Origin of the sequence: Nostoc sp. UHCC 0252 (assembly GCF_034931145.1) — a bacterium.
Classification (GTDB): domain Bacteria; phylum Cyanobacteriota; class Cyanobacteriia; order Cyanobacteriales; family Nostocaceae; genus Nostoc.
This window is the reverse complement of sequence record NZ_JAYGHE010000050.1, coordinates 12301-28577: the sequence shown is the minus strand read 5'-3', so window position 1 is coordinate 28577 and position 16277 is coordinate 12301. Positions and strand designations below refer to the sequence as shown.

Genomic DNA, 16277 nt, shown 5'->3' with positions numbered 1-16277 from the left:
TCACCATCATAAGAATTTATCTTTAGTAGTTACATGAGGAGAAAGTCATGGTTCTACCCATGACTTTAGTCATGATTGAATTTTGGCAAATTTGATTAACAATAAATAGTTAGGAGTTGAGAGTTAGGAGTTATCATTTTTAAATGATAGAAATTTTTATGATGATTTATTTATAAATCCTTATTTAGCCGATTGCAATTTTTTTTTATAATCTGCATTCGCTATTAATTTCTCGCTTGTCGAAAATTAAAGACCAGGTAAACAACTGCCCAAAAATTTTAACTATTAACTCATTTACAACTGAAAAAAATAACTTATGAATAGTCATTTAAAAATTAACAAACATCCTTTCCCATCTCTACTTTATCTTGAATGGATACTACTGACTATTACTGCATTGATAGCAGTTATCCCACCTCCATTACGGCGATTTCGTCCCAAACCTATAGAACAATCAATATGTGGCGCATTTCCAGACTTATCAGTTTGCAATCTATTACCAGAATTGTCAATTTATAGCCTGGTTGGTTTTGCATTGATGGGTTTACTATTACCTATAAAGAGCAAAAAGTATAAAATAATATACACGATTATTGAGATTGCATTAATTTTAATCACTGGGCTTTTCGGCGAAAGATTTGCTCGAGTTTTCCCATTTCTTTACATAATTCTAGTTACTCGCAGTTGTTTAATATTTAACTTACCAGGGCGTTTATTCCTTACAAGTTTATCTTTTGCATTATTTCTATTTACCACACAATTAAAATACCAGTTATTCAGTTTTCAAGCATCTCCACAAGCACAAGAGCGCTTTCGATTTCTTAGCTTAAATTGGTCGTTGGTATTTGGCTTAAGTTTAGTTTTTGTGTTGTTGATGATGAATGCAGTCTTATCTGAACGGCACAGTCGAGAAAAGCTAGCGATCGCTAATGAAAAACTCCGTGAATATGCCATGCGAATTGAAAATCAAGCTACCTTAGAAGAACGTAACCGCATTGCTCGTGAAATTCATGATTCGTTAGGACATTCTCTCACTGCTTTAAATCTGCAATTAGAAACTGCTTTAAAACTATGGCAATCTAACCCAGGTAAGGCTGAAACATTTCTAGCAACCGCAAAGGAATTAGGTTCAAAAGCCCTAAAAGATGTCCGTCAATCTGTTTCTACTATGCGCTCTAATCCTTTACAAGAGCAATCTTTAGATGGTGCGATCGCTAGTCTGTTAGAAAATTTTCATCGCTCTAATGGTATTTTACCAATTTATCAAATCAACCTGGAATATCCTCTACCACCTGAAATCAATACCGCTATTTACCGGATCACTCAAGAATCTTTGACAAATATATCTAAATATGCTTATGCAACTGAAGTTAGACTGGAACTGACTACCACAAGAGGCAATTTACGATTAATAATTCAGGATAATGGTAGAGGTTTTGATTTAGGACAAAATACTACCGGTTTTGGACTTCATAGTATGCGCGATCGCACTTTAGCGCTTGGAGGCGAGTTTAATATTAATAGCGCTCCTGGTTCTGGTTGCAAAATTACAGTTAATATTCCCTTAATGAGGTTGAAATAATGATTAAAGTGTTGTTGGTAGATGACCAAGGTTTAATTCGTCAAGGATTAAGAGCATTATTAGAATTAGAATCAGATTTAGAGATAGTGGGAGAAGCAGAAAATGGTGAGCAGGCGATTGATTGTGTTGCTGAATTTCAGCCAGATGTCGTATTACTAGATATCAGAATGCCTATTATGGATGGAGTCGCAGCAACGCGAGAAATTCAAAAACGTTTTCCAAAAACTAAAATTTTAGTCCTGACAACTTTTGATGATGATGAATATGTATCAGCAGCGTTGCGAAATGGGGCAATGGGTTATTTATTGAAAGATACACCATCAGAAGAATTAGCTGTTGCTATTCGTGCTGTTTATAAGGGATATACTCAATTAGGGCCAGGTATAGTTAGAAAGTTATTAACTCAATTTTCTAATGCTATACCAACCCAGTCGCCACCTGTACCATCTAGTTTAACTGAACTTACTCCTAGAGAAAAAGAGGTTTTGCGATTAATTGCTACAGGCGCTAGTAACCGAGAAATTGCTCAAGAACTCTACATTTCTGAGGGAACGGTAAAAAATCATGTTACGAATATTTTAAATCGGTTAAATTTGCGCGATCGCACTCAAGCGGCGATTTGGGCAAATACATATTTATCTTATTTGAATGAGCCAAGTTAAATAATTCGTAATTCGTAATTCGTAATTCGTAATTTTAATCTCTAGATTAGCTATAGAGTATGTTACAGCGTTAGCAGAGGGAGCATCCCAATTTTGCAAGTTTACCAAGATGATAGATTGTCATTGCGAGTGAAGCAGAGCGGAATGAAGCAATCACAAAGTCTCTGGGATTGCTTCGCTTATCTCGCAATGACATCCTATATCTTATATTTAATTATGCCTACCGTACTTAGTCTGCGAACCGAATGCCAATTTAAATTGCAGTTTATTTAAATAAGTCTAAACATTGATTTTTTAAAATGCCTTTAGTAACTTTGATATTCCTAAATGACTTAGCTATCACTTCTTCACAAGATATATTAATTTGTGATTGATTTACATTTATTAAATCTTGAATTGAAGCACCATATACAATTTCTGATAAGCCACTCCAAACACAAGCAGTTGCACACATTGGACAAGGTTCACCTGTTGTATATATGCTATAACCTTCTAAAGAGAGGCTTTTAAGTTTAGCTGTTAAACTACGAATGACGTTTATTTCTGCATGGGCTGATGGATCATTGTCTCTTTTCACAGTATTATGAGCTACGGCAACGACTTCGTTATTTATAACAATCACAGCCCCATAAGGCGCATCTCCTTTTTTTGCTTCCGCCAAAGCTAAATGCATAAAATATTCTGGGTTCATATAAGCTGGTGTTAACATAAAGATAATAAATAATAATATCGTATTTCTAATGTTATAACTTGGGAATTAAGATTAATTAATGGTCGAATATGTTACTGAACAGGCAAGAAACAGAATTTTACTTAAAAGACCTGGAAACACCATTAGGTAAAGCGATTAATTTAACGCTTGCCGCTATGGTGTTAGTATCATCAGGAATTTTCGTAGCAGAAACTTATAATATTCCTGATTCTGTGCGGTTTCAGTTGAATGTAGCCGATACTGCGATCGTCATTATCTTCGCGGTGGAATATTCACTCCGTTTGTGGAGTGCAGAAAACAAAATTAAGTATATTTTTAGCTTTTATTCGATTATCGACTTAATGGCGATTTTACCTTTCTTTCTAGGAATGGTGGATATCAGCTTTATCCGCCTACTGCGATGGTTTCGGATTTTACGACTAATCAGATTTATCGATAGGAAATTTTTATTCGCCAGTATCAGCACCGAAGATGGAATGATTTTTGCGCGGATATTATTTACATTATTTGCAATTGTCTTTATTTATTCTGGCTTAATTTATCAAGTAGAGCATCCGGTTAATCCTCAAAATTACGGTACATTTTTGGATGCTTTCTATTACTCTGTTGTCACCATGACAACTGTGGGATTTGGTGATGTTGTTCCCATTTCTGAATTAGGGCGCTTGCTAACAGTATTGATGATTTTTACCGGAATTGCGTTGATTCCTTGGCAAGTGGGAGATTTAATTAAGCGAGTGGTGAAAACTGCTAATCAGATAGAAACAGTTTGCTCAAATTGTGGTTTGGATTTCCATGATGTAGATGCGGGGTTTTGTAAAAGATGCGGAACTAAGTTACCTAGTAAGGTAATTCGTAATTCGTAATAGAGCCTCCGGCACGCTACGCGAACGTAATTTGTAATTACCACTGCATAAAGGTGATTTATTTACGTCGTGGTGTACTAGTCGCAAGGTTGCTTGAAATGCAATACTTTTCCTGCGAGAAACTAGGGGAGGGGAATGGTGGGCTTTGCATACGCAACTACGGTATATAGTTCTAATTACCAGGTAGTTCAAAAATATAATCAATGCCTAACCTCAATCTCATTTCAGAATATAAAAGCTTTGGTGGCAAACTCGGCTTTTACAGTCATCTTTCCTCAAGCTGTAACGGTGAAATGCGTTTTGCTGTCTATCAACCACCACAAGCAACTCAAAAACCTGTACCAATTCTTTATTTCCTCTCTGGATTAACTTGCACTGAAGAAAATTTTATGGGGAAGGCGGGGGCGCAGCGCTTTGCGGCTGAGTACGGTTTGATGTTGGTTGTACCAGATACTAGTCCGCGTAATACTGGCATTGCAGGTGAAGATGATGATTGGGATTTTGGCACGGGTGCGGGCTTTTATGTTGATGCGACAGAGGAACCGTGGCGTAAAAACTACCAAACGTATAGTTACGTTGTCCGCGAATTACCTGCTTTAATTACTGCAAATTTCCCTACGCAACCTGACAAACAAGGTATTTTTGGTCATTCGATGGGGGGACATGGGGCGCTTGTCTGTGCAATGAGAAACCCAGAATTGTACAAATCAGTATCAGCCTTAGCGCCTATCACCGCACCTATGCGTTGTCCTTGGGGTAAAAAGGCTTTCAATGGTTATCTTGGCAACAATCAAGAAAGTTGGCGTGCTTATGATGCGACTGAATTAGTCAAGCAAGTAGGATATCATAGTTCGATTCTCATTGATCAAGGGACTGCTGATCAATTTTTAGCTGAACAATTACTGCCAGAGGTGTTTCAGCAAGCTTGTGTAGATGTGAAGCAACCGCTAAACTTGCGTTACCAAGAAGGTTATGACCACAGTTATTATTTTATCGCCAGTTTTATCGAAGATCATATCCGCCACCATGCGATCGCTTTAAAAGTTAAATGACCAGATAATTTTATATCAATTCAAATAATGTTTGCGACACATCAATTATTCGTAAGGGCACAACATTGTTGTGCCCCTACCCATCTGTCGTATATTGGTATTAGTTATGATTTCCCCAGTTATTACACCCTAACCTAACCTTTTCCAATGCATTAGGAAAGGTTACGGTTAAGTGCAACTACTGTCTCTTAAGTTGCTTGCCTAAAAGCCTGGGCTATAGCGTTACGGGCAAGTTTAGGTTTCAGGTTTTCATCAAAGGGAAGCGGACGCAAAAATTTCCAGAGATTTGGATTATCCCCATAGGTTTTTTTTGGCATCCAGTCGGGATGACGTATCCAGGTATGACGGTCGGTAATTCCCCACGTAGTTACAGTATCAACTTTAGCCGCAAAGCAGATATCAAGAAATCGCTTGTAACCGTCGGCTACCATCTGGTCTAGCTTTGGGATAGTATCAGGTACTGGGCTATCAATGATAATATCTAATTCTGTAATTACTGGTTTAACTCCCATATCGTTAAGCCGTTTTAAGACGGAACTAAATCCTGTCGCATCAAAACCATAAGCGGTAGAAAACCATAGATGCGCTTGTATACCTGCCCCGTCAATTTTAACGCCACTATTCTTTAGATATTCGATCATTTTTAGGAAACGGCTTGATTTCCATGTAGCGCCTTCGATGCCGTAATCGTTTAAATAAAATTTCTTAGTGTTATCAACATCGGCGGCAATTTGAAATAAGTCTCGAATTAATTCTGGCTTTACACCTCTACGCAAGCCGTAGGTAGGGTTATCAGTATCATTTTCACTGTCCGCGATAATTTCATTGGCAATATCCCAAGATTTTAAAACGGGGCTATTGCGATAATGCCCCATAACTCCTGTAACATGCCGTTCGATCATCTCAAGAGTGGGAGGATAAGGAAGCCAGTCTGGTTTCCCCATGTGCCAGAAAAGGGTATGTCCATGTAATTCTAGATTATTTTCTTGGCAGAAATTAGCGATCGCATCTGCTGATTCAAAGGTAAATTTTCCTGGCTGTGGTTCAGTGGCGTTCCATTTTAATTCACCATTTGGTGTCACAATCGAACATTCACGAGCAATCAGGTCAGCGTAATCCTTCTCTTTAAACAAAAATTCACCATCAACTGCTGCGCCATAACGCTTTCTTTTAGCAGCAGCTATTTGCCGAAGCGGAGTATTTATATTTGGATAAGTTGCTGCAATAGAATCCGTGTTCTCGTTTTGCTTCTGCTTATCCTTTTGTAAAAAACCCATAGTCAATAAGGCAGAAAGGGTTGTGTATCCTGCTCTTGTTAAAAATTTTCTCCGATAAGGCATAAATTTTACTTAATTAAGAAACACACGGATTATTATATTACACAAGAAGTATAGTCCTTTTTAAGGTTTAGTTATGATTCCCACAGTCATTGCATCTCCCTTCGGTAAGATTTTCTGGGGAACGCTGCACCAACGCTAACTCAAAACTGATGAGTATATTTAGCGCAGAATTAGGTTAAGCTATAACGCATGTTCGATTTAAATCAATCAAATATGTTTTGACACATAAAAAGTAAAGATGTTATCTTGAAATATAACGAGCGTTCGATATAAATAAACTGAGTCATGCCTAAGATTGTTGACCATGAGCAATACCGTAAAGAACTGCTCGACAAGTGCTTTGATTTATTTGCCCAAAAAGGCTATGGTTCCATTACTATGCGCCAAATTGCTGAAGGATTAGGGGTTTCTACTGGTACGCTATACCACTATTTTCCCAGCAAACAAGCTTTATTTGAGCAATTGGCCCAAGAAATATGTGAGCAAGATTTAAGTGCAGCATTGGCTGAATTAGAAGGGGCGCAAACCCTACAAATGGCAATGGAAGCACTAGGTAGGTATCTAGTGAAAAACGAAGATTACTTTATTAAATGGACTTATATTTGGATTGATTTTTGTCAACATCAAGACTCTAAGGAAATGTTGAGTAATAGTGTTTTTAAGCGGACTAATCAGCGTTATCAGCAGGCAGCCTGCGATTTTTTAGGTATTCAAGATCCGGTATTGGCTTCCTTTGTCTTGAGCTTTGTCAACGGTTTAATTTTGGAGAAGTTATGGGGTGATGAAACAATTGATTTTATTGAACAATGTACATTATTAGGCAAAATGCTCACAGCATATTTGCCGCAAGAGTTAGGAATTAGGAATAAAACAGGTTTGGAGAGCTAGATTTTTTAGGAGAGTAAAAAAGATGGTTTTGTCAAAAAAAGCTTCTAATAATAAAGGGTTGATTGCATTAGTAATTGCAGCTACTCTGATTACAGGTGGAATTGTTGTTTATGGAATTTCCCGGTCTGGGTTAGTTGGTCAAACAGAGAAATCTGAGCCAGTAGAAACCACGCCCAAAATTCAAAAAGTGGCTGCATTAGGACGACTAGAACCAGAAGCAGAGGTAATTAGCTTATTTGCGCCCTTGGCATTGGATGGCGATCGCATTGCCCGAATTTTAGTCAAAGAAGGCGATCGCGTTCAAGCCGGACAGATGGTAGCAATTTTAGATGCCCGCGATCGCTTGCAAACTGCTGTACTACAAGCCCAACAACAAGTCAGAGTTGCTCAAGCTAAACTCGCTCAAGTGCAAGCAGGAGCAAAAGTAGGAGAAATTAACGCCCAGCAAGCAAGTGTTGAACGTCTCCAGGCCCAATCCCAAGGAGACAAAACAGCGCAACAGGAAGCGATATTCCGCATAGAGGCGCAGTGGGAAGGGGACAGAATCGCGCAAGAGGCAACCATTAAGAAGCTAGAGGCAGAACTTAAAAATGCCGAAGCCGAATATCAACGTTATCAGCAGTTATATTCTCAAGGTGCAGTTTCTAACTCTTTGTATGACACCAAAGGCTTAACTGTAGAAACTGCTAAACAACAAGTAGACGAAGCTAAAGCAGTTCTCAACCGGATTAATACCACTGCTACTAAACAACTATCTGAAGCCAAAGCAGCACTCGCCCGGACTAACGCTACTGGTAGCAAGCAAGTTAGCGAAGCCAAAGCTACGCTTACCAGTATTGCAGAAGTTCGCCCTGTAGATGTAGCCGCAGCTAAGACAGAAGTTGAAAATGCGATCGCTACACTCAAACATGCCCAAACTGAATTGGCAGGTGCTTACATCAAAGCACCGATGGCGGGACAGATTATCAAAATTCATACGCGAGTCGGAGAAAAAATTAGTACTTCTGGCATTGCAGACTTAGGGCAAACAGACGAGATGATGGCAGTAGCAGAAGTTTATCAAACCGATATCGGTAAAGTGAAATTAGGACAACAAGCAGTGATTAGCAGTCAGGCGTTTGCCGGTGAACTGCGAGGAACCGTTGCCCAAATTGGCTTGCAGGTAAATAGACAAAACGTTTTCAGCAACGAGCCAGGGGAAAACCTTGATAGCCGAGTAGTTGAGGTGAAAATTCGCCTCAGTCCCGAAGACAGCAAACGAGTTGCAGGTTTCACTAACTTACAGGTACAGACAGCAATTGAAATATAGAGTTTTTATCATAAAAATGGGTTTAACCCGCATTTCTCACAAGCTGCTTTGCGTACAAGTAATAGGTAATGAGTAATAAGTTAAGAATTTTACTCATTACTCCTTACTCACTACTCATTACTCCTTCTTAAGAGTGTGTTCACGGCGGTGAGGATGTCAATTGTTGTCTCGTGAATTGAATCATTTTTTATAAGGTGAATTTAATCATGGTTAAAGTCATATATCTTTTGCTTTGTGTACTTGGCTTCGTTCTACCTTACTCCCAGTTTGTTCCGTTTTTAATAGAGCATGGTCTTGATATAAAGCTGTTTTTTGAACAACTATTTGCCAACAAAATTTCTGGTTTTTTTGGCATGGATGTTATTGTTTCATCCCTAGTTTTGTGGACATTCGTATTTTGGGAAGGAACACGCCTGAAAATGCAAAATCTCTGGGTTTACATTGTTTGTAGTCTTTTAGTTGGTGTGTCTTTAGGTCTTCCATTATTTCTTTTGATGCGAGAGCTACAGCTTGAACAGCAAGCTGAAACACTGGGTTATTAAAGGGTTTTTTAAATATGGTTTCTAAACTATTTCGCAAAACGCCGCTAGCGTGGCGGCAGTTAATGAAAGAAAAAACCCGTCTGGCTGTTGCAGTCGCAGGTATTGCATTTGCCGATATACTGATGTTTATTCAGTTGGGATTTGAAAGTGCGCTTTTTGATGCTGCGGTGAAACCTCATCGCAATTTACAGGCAGATTTGGTTTTAATTAATCCCCAATTTCAAACTTTATTTTCTGTAAAAAATTTCTCCAGAGAGCGACTATATCAAACATTAGGTTATGAAGGTGTTCAGTCAGTTAATTCTGTCTACATCAGTACTGGACAGTGGCGAAATCCTGAAACACGTCTTGAGCGTGCCATTTTGGTTTGGGGTGTAGATCCGGCAAAATCAGCATTCAAATCGCCCGAAATTAAGCAAAATCAGGAGCATCTTAAACAGTTGTATCAAGTTTTGTTTGACCAAGCAGGCCGTCCAGAATATGGGGCGGTTGCCGATATCTTTAAGAATACAGGCAAATTTGACACGGAACTGAATAGTAAAGCCGTCTTTGTTAAAGGCTTGTTTACTGATGGTGCTTCCTTTGCTGCCGATGGTAATGTGATCACCAGTGACTCGACCTTTCTCCAACTATTTCCACAGCGTCAACGCGATCGCATCGAAGTTGGGTTAATCACGCTTAAACCAGATGCAGATCCAGAAAAAGTGCGATCGCAACTTGTGAATGGACTACCTAAAGATGTGAGAGTCCTCACTCCAGAAGAGTTTGCCAAAGTTGAGAGAACTTACTGGGAAGAAGGTACTGGCATTGGTTTTATTTTCGGTTTGGGTACAGCAGTCGGGTTTATCGTTGGCATCGTGATTGTTTACCAAATCCTTTATTCTGATGTTTCCGATCACTTGCCAGAATACGCCACCCTTAAAGCAATGGGATACACCGATAACTATCTCTTGGGTGTTCTAATTCAAGAAGCGTTATTGTTGGCTATTTTAGGTTTTCTGCCTGGATTCTTCCTTTCATTTGGGTTGTATCAAGTCACTTATGCGGCGACAATGCTTCCTATTTTCATGAAAATGGAACGGGCGATCCAGGTTTGGATTTTGACCGTGATTATGTGTAGTGTTTCTGGGGCGATCGCAATACGGAAGTTACGATCTGCTGATCCTGCTGATGTTTTTTAGACGCGATTAATTATGTCTGTACAGAAGACGCGATGAATCGCGTCTCTACAAAAATTATTTTTCCATACCAATGCTTTATAAAATCTTATGTTGCAAAAATCTTTACCAGAAAATTCCAACTCAACGCTTTCTACTTTAGAATCTGTAATTTCTGTTAGTAACCTCAACCACTATTTTGGTGAAGGTGGGCTTCGTAAACAAGTCTTATTTGACATCAATTTGGAGATTAAGGCAGGGGAAATTGTCATTATGACTGGCCCCTCTGGATCGGGGAAAACTACCTTGTTAACCTTAATGGGTGGATTACGTTCTGCCCAAGAAGGTAGTCTCAAAATTTTAGGAAAGGAAATTTGTGATGCCAAAAAGCAGCAGTTAACTAAGCTGCGCCGCCAAATTGGTTATATTTTCCAGGCTCATAACTTGATGACTTTTTTAACAGCTAGAGAAAATGTACGGATGTCTTTAGAGTTGCATGATGATTTTCTGAATCAGGATATTGATGCAAAAGCGATCGCTATTTTGGAAACTGTCGGTTTAGGCGATCGTATAGATTATTACCCAGAGAAACTATCTGGAGGGCAAAAACAACGGGTTGCGATCGCTCGTGCTTTAGTTAGCCATCCTAAAATTGTCTTAGCAGATGAACCTACGGCTGCACTCGACAAAAAATCTGGGCGCGATGTCGTAGAAATAATGCAAAAGCTAGCCAAAGAACAAGGTTGTACAATTTTGCTAGTTACCCACGACAATCGCATCCTTGATATTGCCGATCGCATCATTTATATGGAAGATGGTCAACTGAAAACTGATGGTATAGATACAACTACAACGCTTTCAGTCAATAGTTAACTAATTTTATATAGCCCTTTCAAGGCCAATACAGTTCAGATAAAACCAAAACCCTTGTAGAGACGGCGATTTATCGCGTCTCGAACATTTATCGCGTCTCTCTAAATCGAATTTAGCGAACAAAAAGATTCCCGAACCCATACCCCACAAAAAATAAAAAATTATCTCAAAGCCTTATTCAATCAATACCTGAGTGATTGAGTACATGATTAAGACATATTAATAGATGCGTTCTTTCAGATGAGATATTCATATATACAGTATTTATTTCAAGTTAACTAAAAAGCGCATAATACACCGCCTACCTGACTCTGGCTATTTTTAAGTCTTATATTTACGTGTTCCGATCATGCAGTTGAAAGATGGGGAAAAGTTAAATTATGAACAAAACCTTTGCAACCATCGACGGGAATGAAGCTGTCGCCCGTGTTGCTTACAAATTAAATGAAGTAATTGCCATTTATCCTATCACCCCCTCTTCAGCAATGGGTGAATGGGCAGATGCTTGGTCAGCAGAAGGTCGTCCCAACCTCTGGGGGACTATTCCCAGCGTCGTGCAGATGCAGAGCGAAGGGGGAGCGGCTGGTGCTGTGCATGGGGCATTGCAAACAGGTTCTCTGAGTACCACCTTTACGGCATCTCAGGGATTGTTGTTGATGATACCCAACTTCTACAAAATTGCTGGTGAACTGACTAGCGCCGTGGTTCACGTTGCCGCCCGTTCTCTGGCTACTCATGCGTTATCAATCTTTGGCGATCATAGCGATGTGATGGCGGCTCGTGCAACTGGTTTTGCCCTGCTGTGTTCGGCTTCGGTGCAGGAAAGTCAAGATTTTGCTCTCATCGCCCATGCTGCTACTTTAGAGACGCGAGTCTCGTTTATGCACTTCTTTGATGGCTTCCGTACCTCTCATGAAGTGCAGAAAGTCAAATTGCTGTCAGATGATGATTTGCGATCGCTAATCCACGATAATCTAATACTCGCCCACCGCAGCCGTGCCCTCACCCCAGATCGTCCAGTATTGCGCGGTACTGCCCAAAACCCCGATGTCTATTTCCAAGGAAGAGAAGGTGCGAACCCTTACTACAACGCTTGTCCAGAAATTGTCCAGCGCATCATGGATGAGTTTGGAGAACGCACGGGAAGGCATTATAAAATCTATGAATATTACGGTGCTAAAGATGCCGATCGCGTTATCGTTCTTATGGGTTCAGGCTGTGAAACCGTCCATGAAACAGTCGATTATCTTAACGCCCGTGGTGAAAAACTTGGTGTAGTCAAAGTGCGACTTTATCGCCCCTTTGATGTCCAAAGGTTTGTTGCAGTATTACCAACTAGTGTAAATGCGATCGCAGTTCTCGATCGCACCAAAGAAGCAGGTAGCGCCGGGGAGCCTTTGTATTTGGATGTTGTGGCTGCTATCCATGAAGCGTGGGGAGAAGAGGCAGGGGGAGCAGGGGAGGCAGGGGAAGAATTCCTCACTCCTCACTCCTTACTCCTTACTCAGCACTCAGCACTCAGCACTCCTAAAGTTATTGGTGGGCGTTATGGTCTTTCTTCTAAGGAATTTACGCCGGCGATGGTGAAGGGCATCTTCGATAATCTCGCGCAAAGACAGCCGAAGAAGCATTTTACTATCGGTATTAATGACGATGTTACTTACACTTCTCTAAGCTTTGACCCTAATTTTTCTACAGAATCGGATAATGTTGTTCGGGCAATGTTCTATGGGTTGGGTTCAGATGGTACTGTTGGGGCGAACAAAAACTCTATCAAGATTATTGGTGAAGAAACCGACAATTATGCCCAAGGCTACTTTGTCTATGATTCTAAGAAATCTGGCTCGATGACTGTCTCTCACCTCCGTTTTGGTAAAGAGCCAATTCGTTCCACCTACTTAATTGACCAAGCGAACTTTATTGGTTGTCATCACTGGGGATTTCTAGAACGCATAGATATTTTGAAAGCTGCTATTCCTGGGGCAACTTTGCTGCTTAATAGTCCATACAATGCAGATACCGTCTGGGAAAATTTGCCGTTGAAGGTGCAGCAACAAATTATCGACAAACATTTGAAGTTATATGTGATAAATGCTAGCCAGGTTGCCCGTGAAAGTGGCATGGGTGGCAGAATTAACACCATTATGCAAGTATGCTTCTTTGCCTTAGCGGGTGTCTTGCCGCAAGAAGAAGCGATCGCTAAAATCAAACAAGCGATTGATAAGACCTATGGTAAAAAAGGTGTTGAAGTTGTCCGCATGAACTTGCAAGCTGTAGACAACACCTTAGACAACTTGCATAAAGTAGATGTCCCACAGACAATCAATAATCTAAAATCTAAAATCGTCCGACTGAGCGAAGCCGAAGTCCAAAATCCAACATTACTAGACTCTGCTCCCGAATTTGTGCGGGACGTTCTGGGCAAAATCATGATTTGGGAAGGTGATGATTTACCTGTTAGCACATTACCTGTTGATGGCACTTTTCCCGTAGGTACTGCCAAGTGGGAAAAACGTAACGTTGCCGAAGAGATACCCGTATGGGAGCCGGATGTCTGCGTTCAATGTGGTAAGTGCGTGATGGTTTGTCCCCACAGCGCCATTCGTGCAAAAGCTTATCAACCGGATGAGTTAGTCAATGCACCAGGAACCTTTAAATCAACTGGTGCAAAAGATAAAGACTTTGCCAATCAAAAATTTACCATTCAGGTAGCCCCAGAAGATTGTACCGGATGTACGATTTGTGTAAATATTTGCCCTGCTAAAGATAAATCTGAGCCATTGCGGAAAGCGATTAACATGGCACAGCAGTTGCCATTGCGGGAACAAGAGCGGAAAAACTGGGATTTCTTCTTGAGTTTACCTAATCCTGACAGGCGATCGCTAAAATTAAACCAAATTCGCCAACAACAACTGCAAGAACCTTTATTTGAATTCTCTGGTGCTTGTGCAGGTTGTGGTGAGACACCTTATTTAAAACTATTAACACAATTGTTTGGCGATCGCGCCGTCATCGCTAATGCTACAGGTTGCTCCTCAATCTATGGTGGAAATCTCCCCACCACTCCCTGGACAACTAACGCCCAAGGACGCGGCCCAGCGTGGTCTAATAATCTATTTGAAGATAACGCCGAATTCGGTTTTGGCTTCCGCCTCTCCCTCGATAAACAAGCCGAGTTTGCGGCGGAATTGTTGCAGCAGTTGGGGAGTGAAATCGATGAAAATTTTGTTTATTCAATCCTGAAAGCTGAACAAAAATCTGAGGCTGACATTTGGGAACAGCGCGAAAGGATAGAACTGTTGCAGCAGAAGTTAGATGAAATCGTAACTTTCGATCCTAATCTAAAATCTAAAATCCAAAATCTAAAATCTCTTACTGACTACTTGGTGAGAAAAAGCGTCTGGATTGTTGGCGGTGACGGTTGGGCTTATGACATTGACTTTGGCGGCATCGATCACGTAATTGCTAGTGGTCGAAATGTGAATATTTTAGTAATGGATACAGAAGTGTATTCTAATACAGGCGGTCAATCTTCCAAAGCTACGCCACGAGCCGCAGTTGCTAAATATGCCGCCAGTGGTAAGCCAGGAGGGAAGAAAGACTTAGGGATGATTGCTATGACCTACGGAAATGTTTACGTAGCAAGTGTAGCCCTTGGTGCTAGAGACGAACATACTCTCAAAGCCTTTTTGGAAGCAGAAGCTTATGATGGGCCATCAATAATTATTGCTTACAGCCATTGCATCGCCCACGGCATAAACATGACTACCGGGATGAATCATCAGAAAACTCTGGTAGAATCAGGTCGTTGGTTGTTGTATCGGCATAATCCAGAATTGCTTAACCAGGGTAAAAATCCATTGCAATTGGATATGCGATCGCCAACCCAATCGGTAGAGCATTCAATGTATCAAGAAAATCGCTTCAAAATGCTCACCAAGAGTAAACCCGAAGTTGCCAAGCACTTATTAGAACAAGCCCAGGTCGAAGTAGATGCCCGTTGGCAGATGTACCAATATCTGGCAAAGCGCGAGATTATTTGAATAAGTAGTCAGACAGAATTAATTCAATGTCATTGCGAGCGAAGCGAAGCAATCGCAAGGGCTGGGATTGCTTCGCTTCGCTCGCAATGACCATGATGATTTTTGTTACTGACACTGCTACAATAAATTGTCCTCCAAGCGTTGATAATTTCTTCTTTATAAAGAGACTGGAGACTTTTATGATCCCAGTGGCGATCGCTACACCCCGTCAAGAATCACCCCTATTGTTTGAGGGAGTAACCTGGAGAGAATTCAAAGCAGTTGAGCAGTTGTTAGAACGTCCCGGATATAGGCTGTCTTTCCTGGATGGAATATTGGAGATTCGAAGAATGCCAGGAGAAGCACACGAAACCGTTAAGGAAAGGCTCGGCGCATTGCTGGAACTGTACTTGCTGATGGCAGGGTTTGACTTTACCCCCACTGGCTCAATGACCTTAGAAAGTGAATCGGGTGCTGTGAAGCGAGAAGCAGATAAATCTTATAAACTCGCTCCTGGTAGAGTGCGTCCCGATTTGGCGATAGAAGTGGTGTTTAGCAGTGGCGGTATTAACAAACTGGAGGCATACAAGCGGCTATTGATTCCTGAAGTATGGTTTTGGGAAGATGGTGTGTTAGAAGTTTATCACCTGCGCTCTGAGGGCGACGGACTTCATTATGAAAGGGTTTCCAGTAGTGAAGAGGTCAAAGGGATCGATCTGGATTTGTTGTTACGCTGCATTAATATGGTAAATCATGTTGATGCCATCAAGACTTTTCAACAGGCGCTTCAGAAATAGTTAAAGGATTTTCATTCGGACAATTCCCCATCACCCGAAAACCCTTGTAGAGACGGCGATTTATCGCGTCTTCAAAAACCAATTATTTACTCATCAGCGATCGCAGTTTCTAAAATTAGACCAGAATTGAAATCATACAAGCGATCGCACTTCCTCAGATTACAGCAACAGCGATCGCTTTATCTCAAATTCCGGCGTAGGCGTAGCCCGTCGTAGACATCGCTCATTACGAAAATCTCTTTGCGTACCTCAATCAAAAGACCTCTCCCTGGTTTTACTACACAAAATCGTCCCTCTCCGACTCGGAGAGGGACAGCCTTGAACTTTAGTTCAAGGCAGGGAGAGGTCTATCACCTGCCTGTGCCAATATCATCACATAAACGCTTATCGCTCTCATTCACATTGGGGTTATTTTGCAAATAATCGCGCACCCAAGCACAACCCTTAACCATTAAATCATCCAAATTGAGATTCC

At 40.8% G+C, this 16277-nt stretch carries 13 protein-coding genes; 11 read left to right on the top strand and 2 right to left on the bottom strand.

The genetic code is table 11. The annotated features are described in order from the left end of the window. The first annotated feature begins 316 nt into the window (after nt 1-316). Nucleotides 317-1582, top strand: a complete 1266-nt coding sequence (locus VB732_RS23860) for a sensor histidine kinase (RefSeq protein ID WP_323233378.1) — start codon at nt 317-319, stop codon at nt 1580-1582. Next, a complete protein-coding gene (locus tag VB732_RS23855; RefSeq protein ID WP_323233377.1) occupies nt 1582-2244 on the top strand; it encodes a response regulator transcription factor in 663 nt (220 codons plus the stop codon). Before VB732_RS23860 ends, VB732_RS23855 begins: the two co-directional genes overlap by 1 nt. A gap of 265 nt (nt 2245-2509) precedes the next feature. Here VB732_RS23855 and VB732_RS23850 read toward each other — a convergent pair whose 3' ends face one another. Next, nucleotides 2510-2935, bottom strand: a complete 426-nt coding sequence (locus VB732_RS23850) for a nucleoside deaminase (protein WP_323233404.1) — start codon at nt 2933-2935, stop codon at nt 2510-2512. Nucleotides 2936-3024: 89 nt separating this feature from the next. On the opposite strand from VB732_RS23850, the gene VB732_RS23845 reads away from it, so the two are divergent. Then, the gene (locus tag VB732_RS23845; RefSeq protein ID WP_323233376.1) at nt 3025-3822 is read left to right on the top strand and encodes an ion transporter; all 798 of its coding nucleotides are present in this window, start codon (nt 3025-3027) and stop codon (nt 3820-3822) included. A 203-nt stretch (nt 3823-4025) separates the two neighbouring features. Continuing rightward, on the top strand, nt 4026-4874 hold the full coding sequence (gene fghA, locus VB732_RS23840; protein ID WP_323233375.1) for an S-formylglutathione hydrolase: 849 nt from the start codon (nt 4026-4028) through the stop codon (nt 4872-4874). Between the two features lie 188 nt (nt 4875-5062). Here the strand turns inward: fghA and VB732_RS23835 are convergent, their stop codons facing one another. Next, complete coding sequence (locus VB732_RS23835) at nt 5063-6214, bottom strand: endo-1,4-beta-xylanase (RefSeq protein WP_323233374.1); 1152 nt, start codon at nt 6212-6214, stop codon at nt 5063-5065. A gap of 285 nt (nt 6215-6499) precedes the next feature. Between VB732_RS23835 and VB732_RS23830 the strand changes: the two genes are divergently transcribed. The 7 genes from VB732_RS23830 to VB732_RS23800 all read left to right on the top strand — a co-directional run bounded on the left by VB732_RS23830 (nt 6500) and on the right by VB732_RS23800 (nt 15802). Beyond that, complete coding sequence (locus VB732_RS23830; RefSeq protein WP_323233373.1) at nt 6500-7102, top strand: TetR/AcrR family transcriptional regulator; 603 nt, start codon at nt 6500-6502, stop codon at nt 7100-7102. A gap of 22 nt (nt 7103-7124) precedes the next feature. Beyond that, complete coding sequence (locus VB732_RS23825) at nt 7125-8411, top strand: ABC exporter membrane fusion protein (protein ID WP_323233372.1); 1287 nt, start codon at nt 7125-7127, stop codon at nt 8409-8411. A 206-nt stretch (nt 8412-8617) separates the two neighbouring features. Beyond that, nucleotides 8618-8953, top strand: a complete 336-nt coding sequence (locus VB732_RS23820; RefSeq protein ID WP_323233371.1) for a DUF2834 domain-containing protein — start codon at nt 8618-8620, stop codon at nt 8951-8953. 14 nt (nt 8954-8967) lie between these two features. Further along, nucleotides 8968-10134, top strand: coding sequence for an ABC transporter permease DevC (gene devC / locus VB732_RS23815; protein ID WP_323233370.1), 1167 nt, complete (start codon nt 8968-8970; stop codon nt 10132-10134). A gap of 87 nt (nt 10135-10221) precedes the next feature. Beyond that, nucleotides 10222-10983, top strand: a complete 762-nt coding sequence (locus VB732_RS23810; protein WP_323233369.1) for a DevA family ABC transporter ATP-binding protein — start codon at nt 10222-10224, stop codon at nt 10981-10983. A 380-nt stretch (nt 10984-11363) separates the two neighbouring features. After that, nucleotides 11364-15026 carry a pyruvate:ferredoxin (flavodoxin) oxidoreductase gene (nifJ, locus tag VB732_RS23805; RefSeq protein ID WP_323233368.1) on the top strand — a complete coding sequence of 1221 codons (3663 nt, stop codon included), beginning with the start codon at nt 11364-11366 and terminating at the stop codon, nt 15024-15026. 179 nt (nt 15027-15205) lie between these two features. Beyond that, nucleotides 15206-15802, top strand: a complete 597-nt coding sequence (locus VB732_RS23800) for a Uma2 family endonuclease (protein WP_323233367.1) — start codon at nt 15206-15208, stop codon at nt 15800-15802. Nucleotides 15803-16277: the final 475 nt, after the last annotated feature.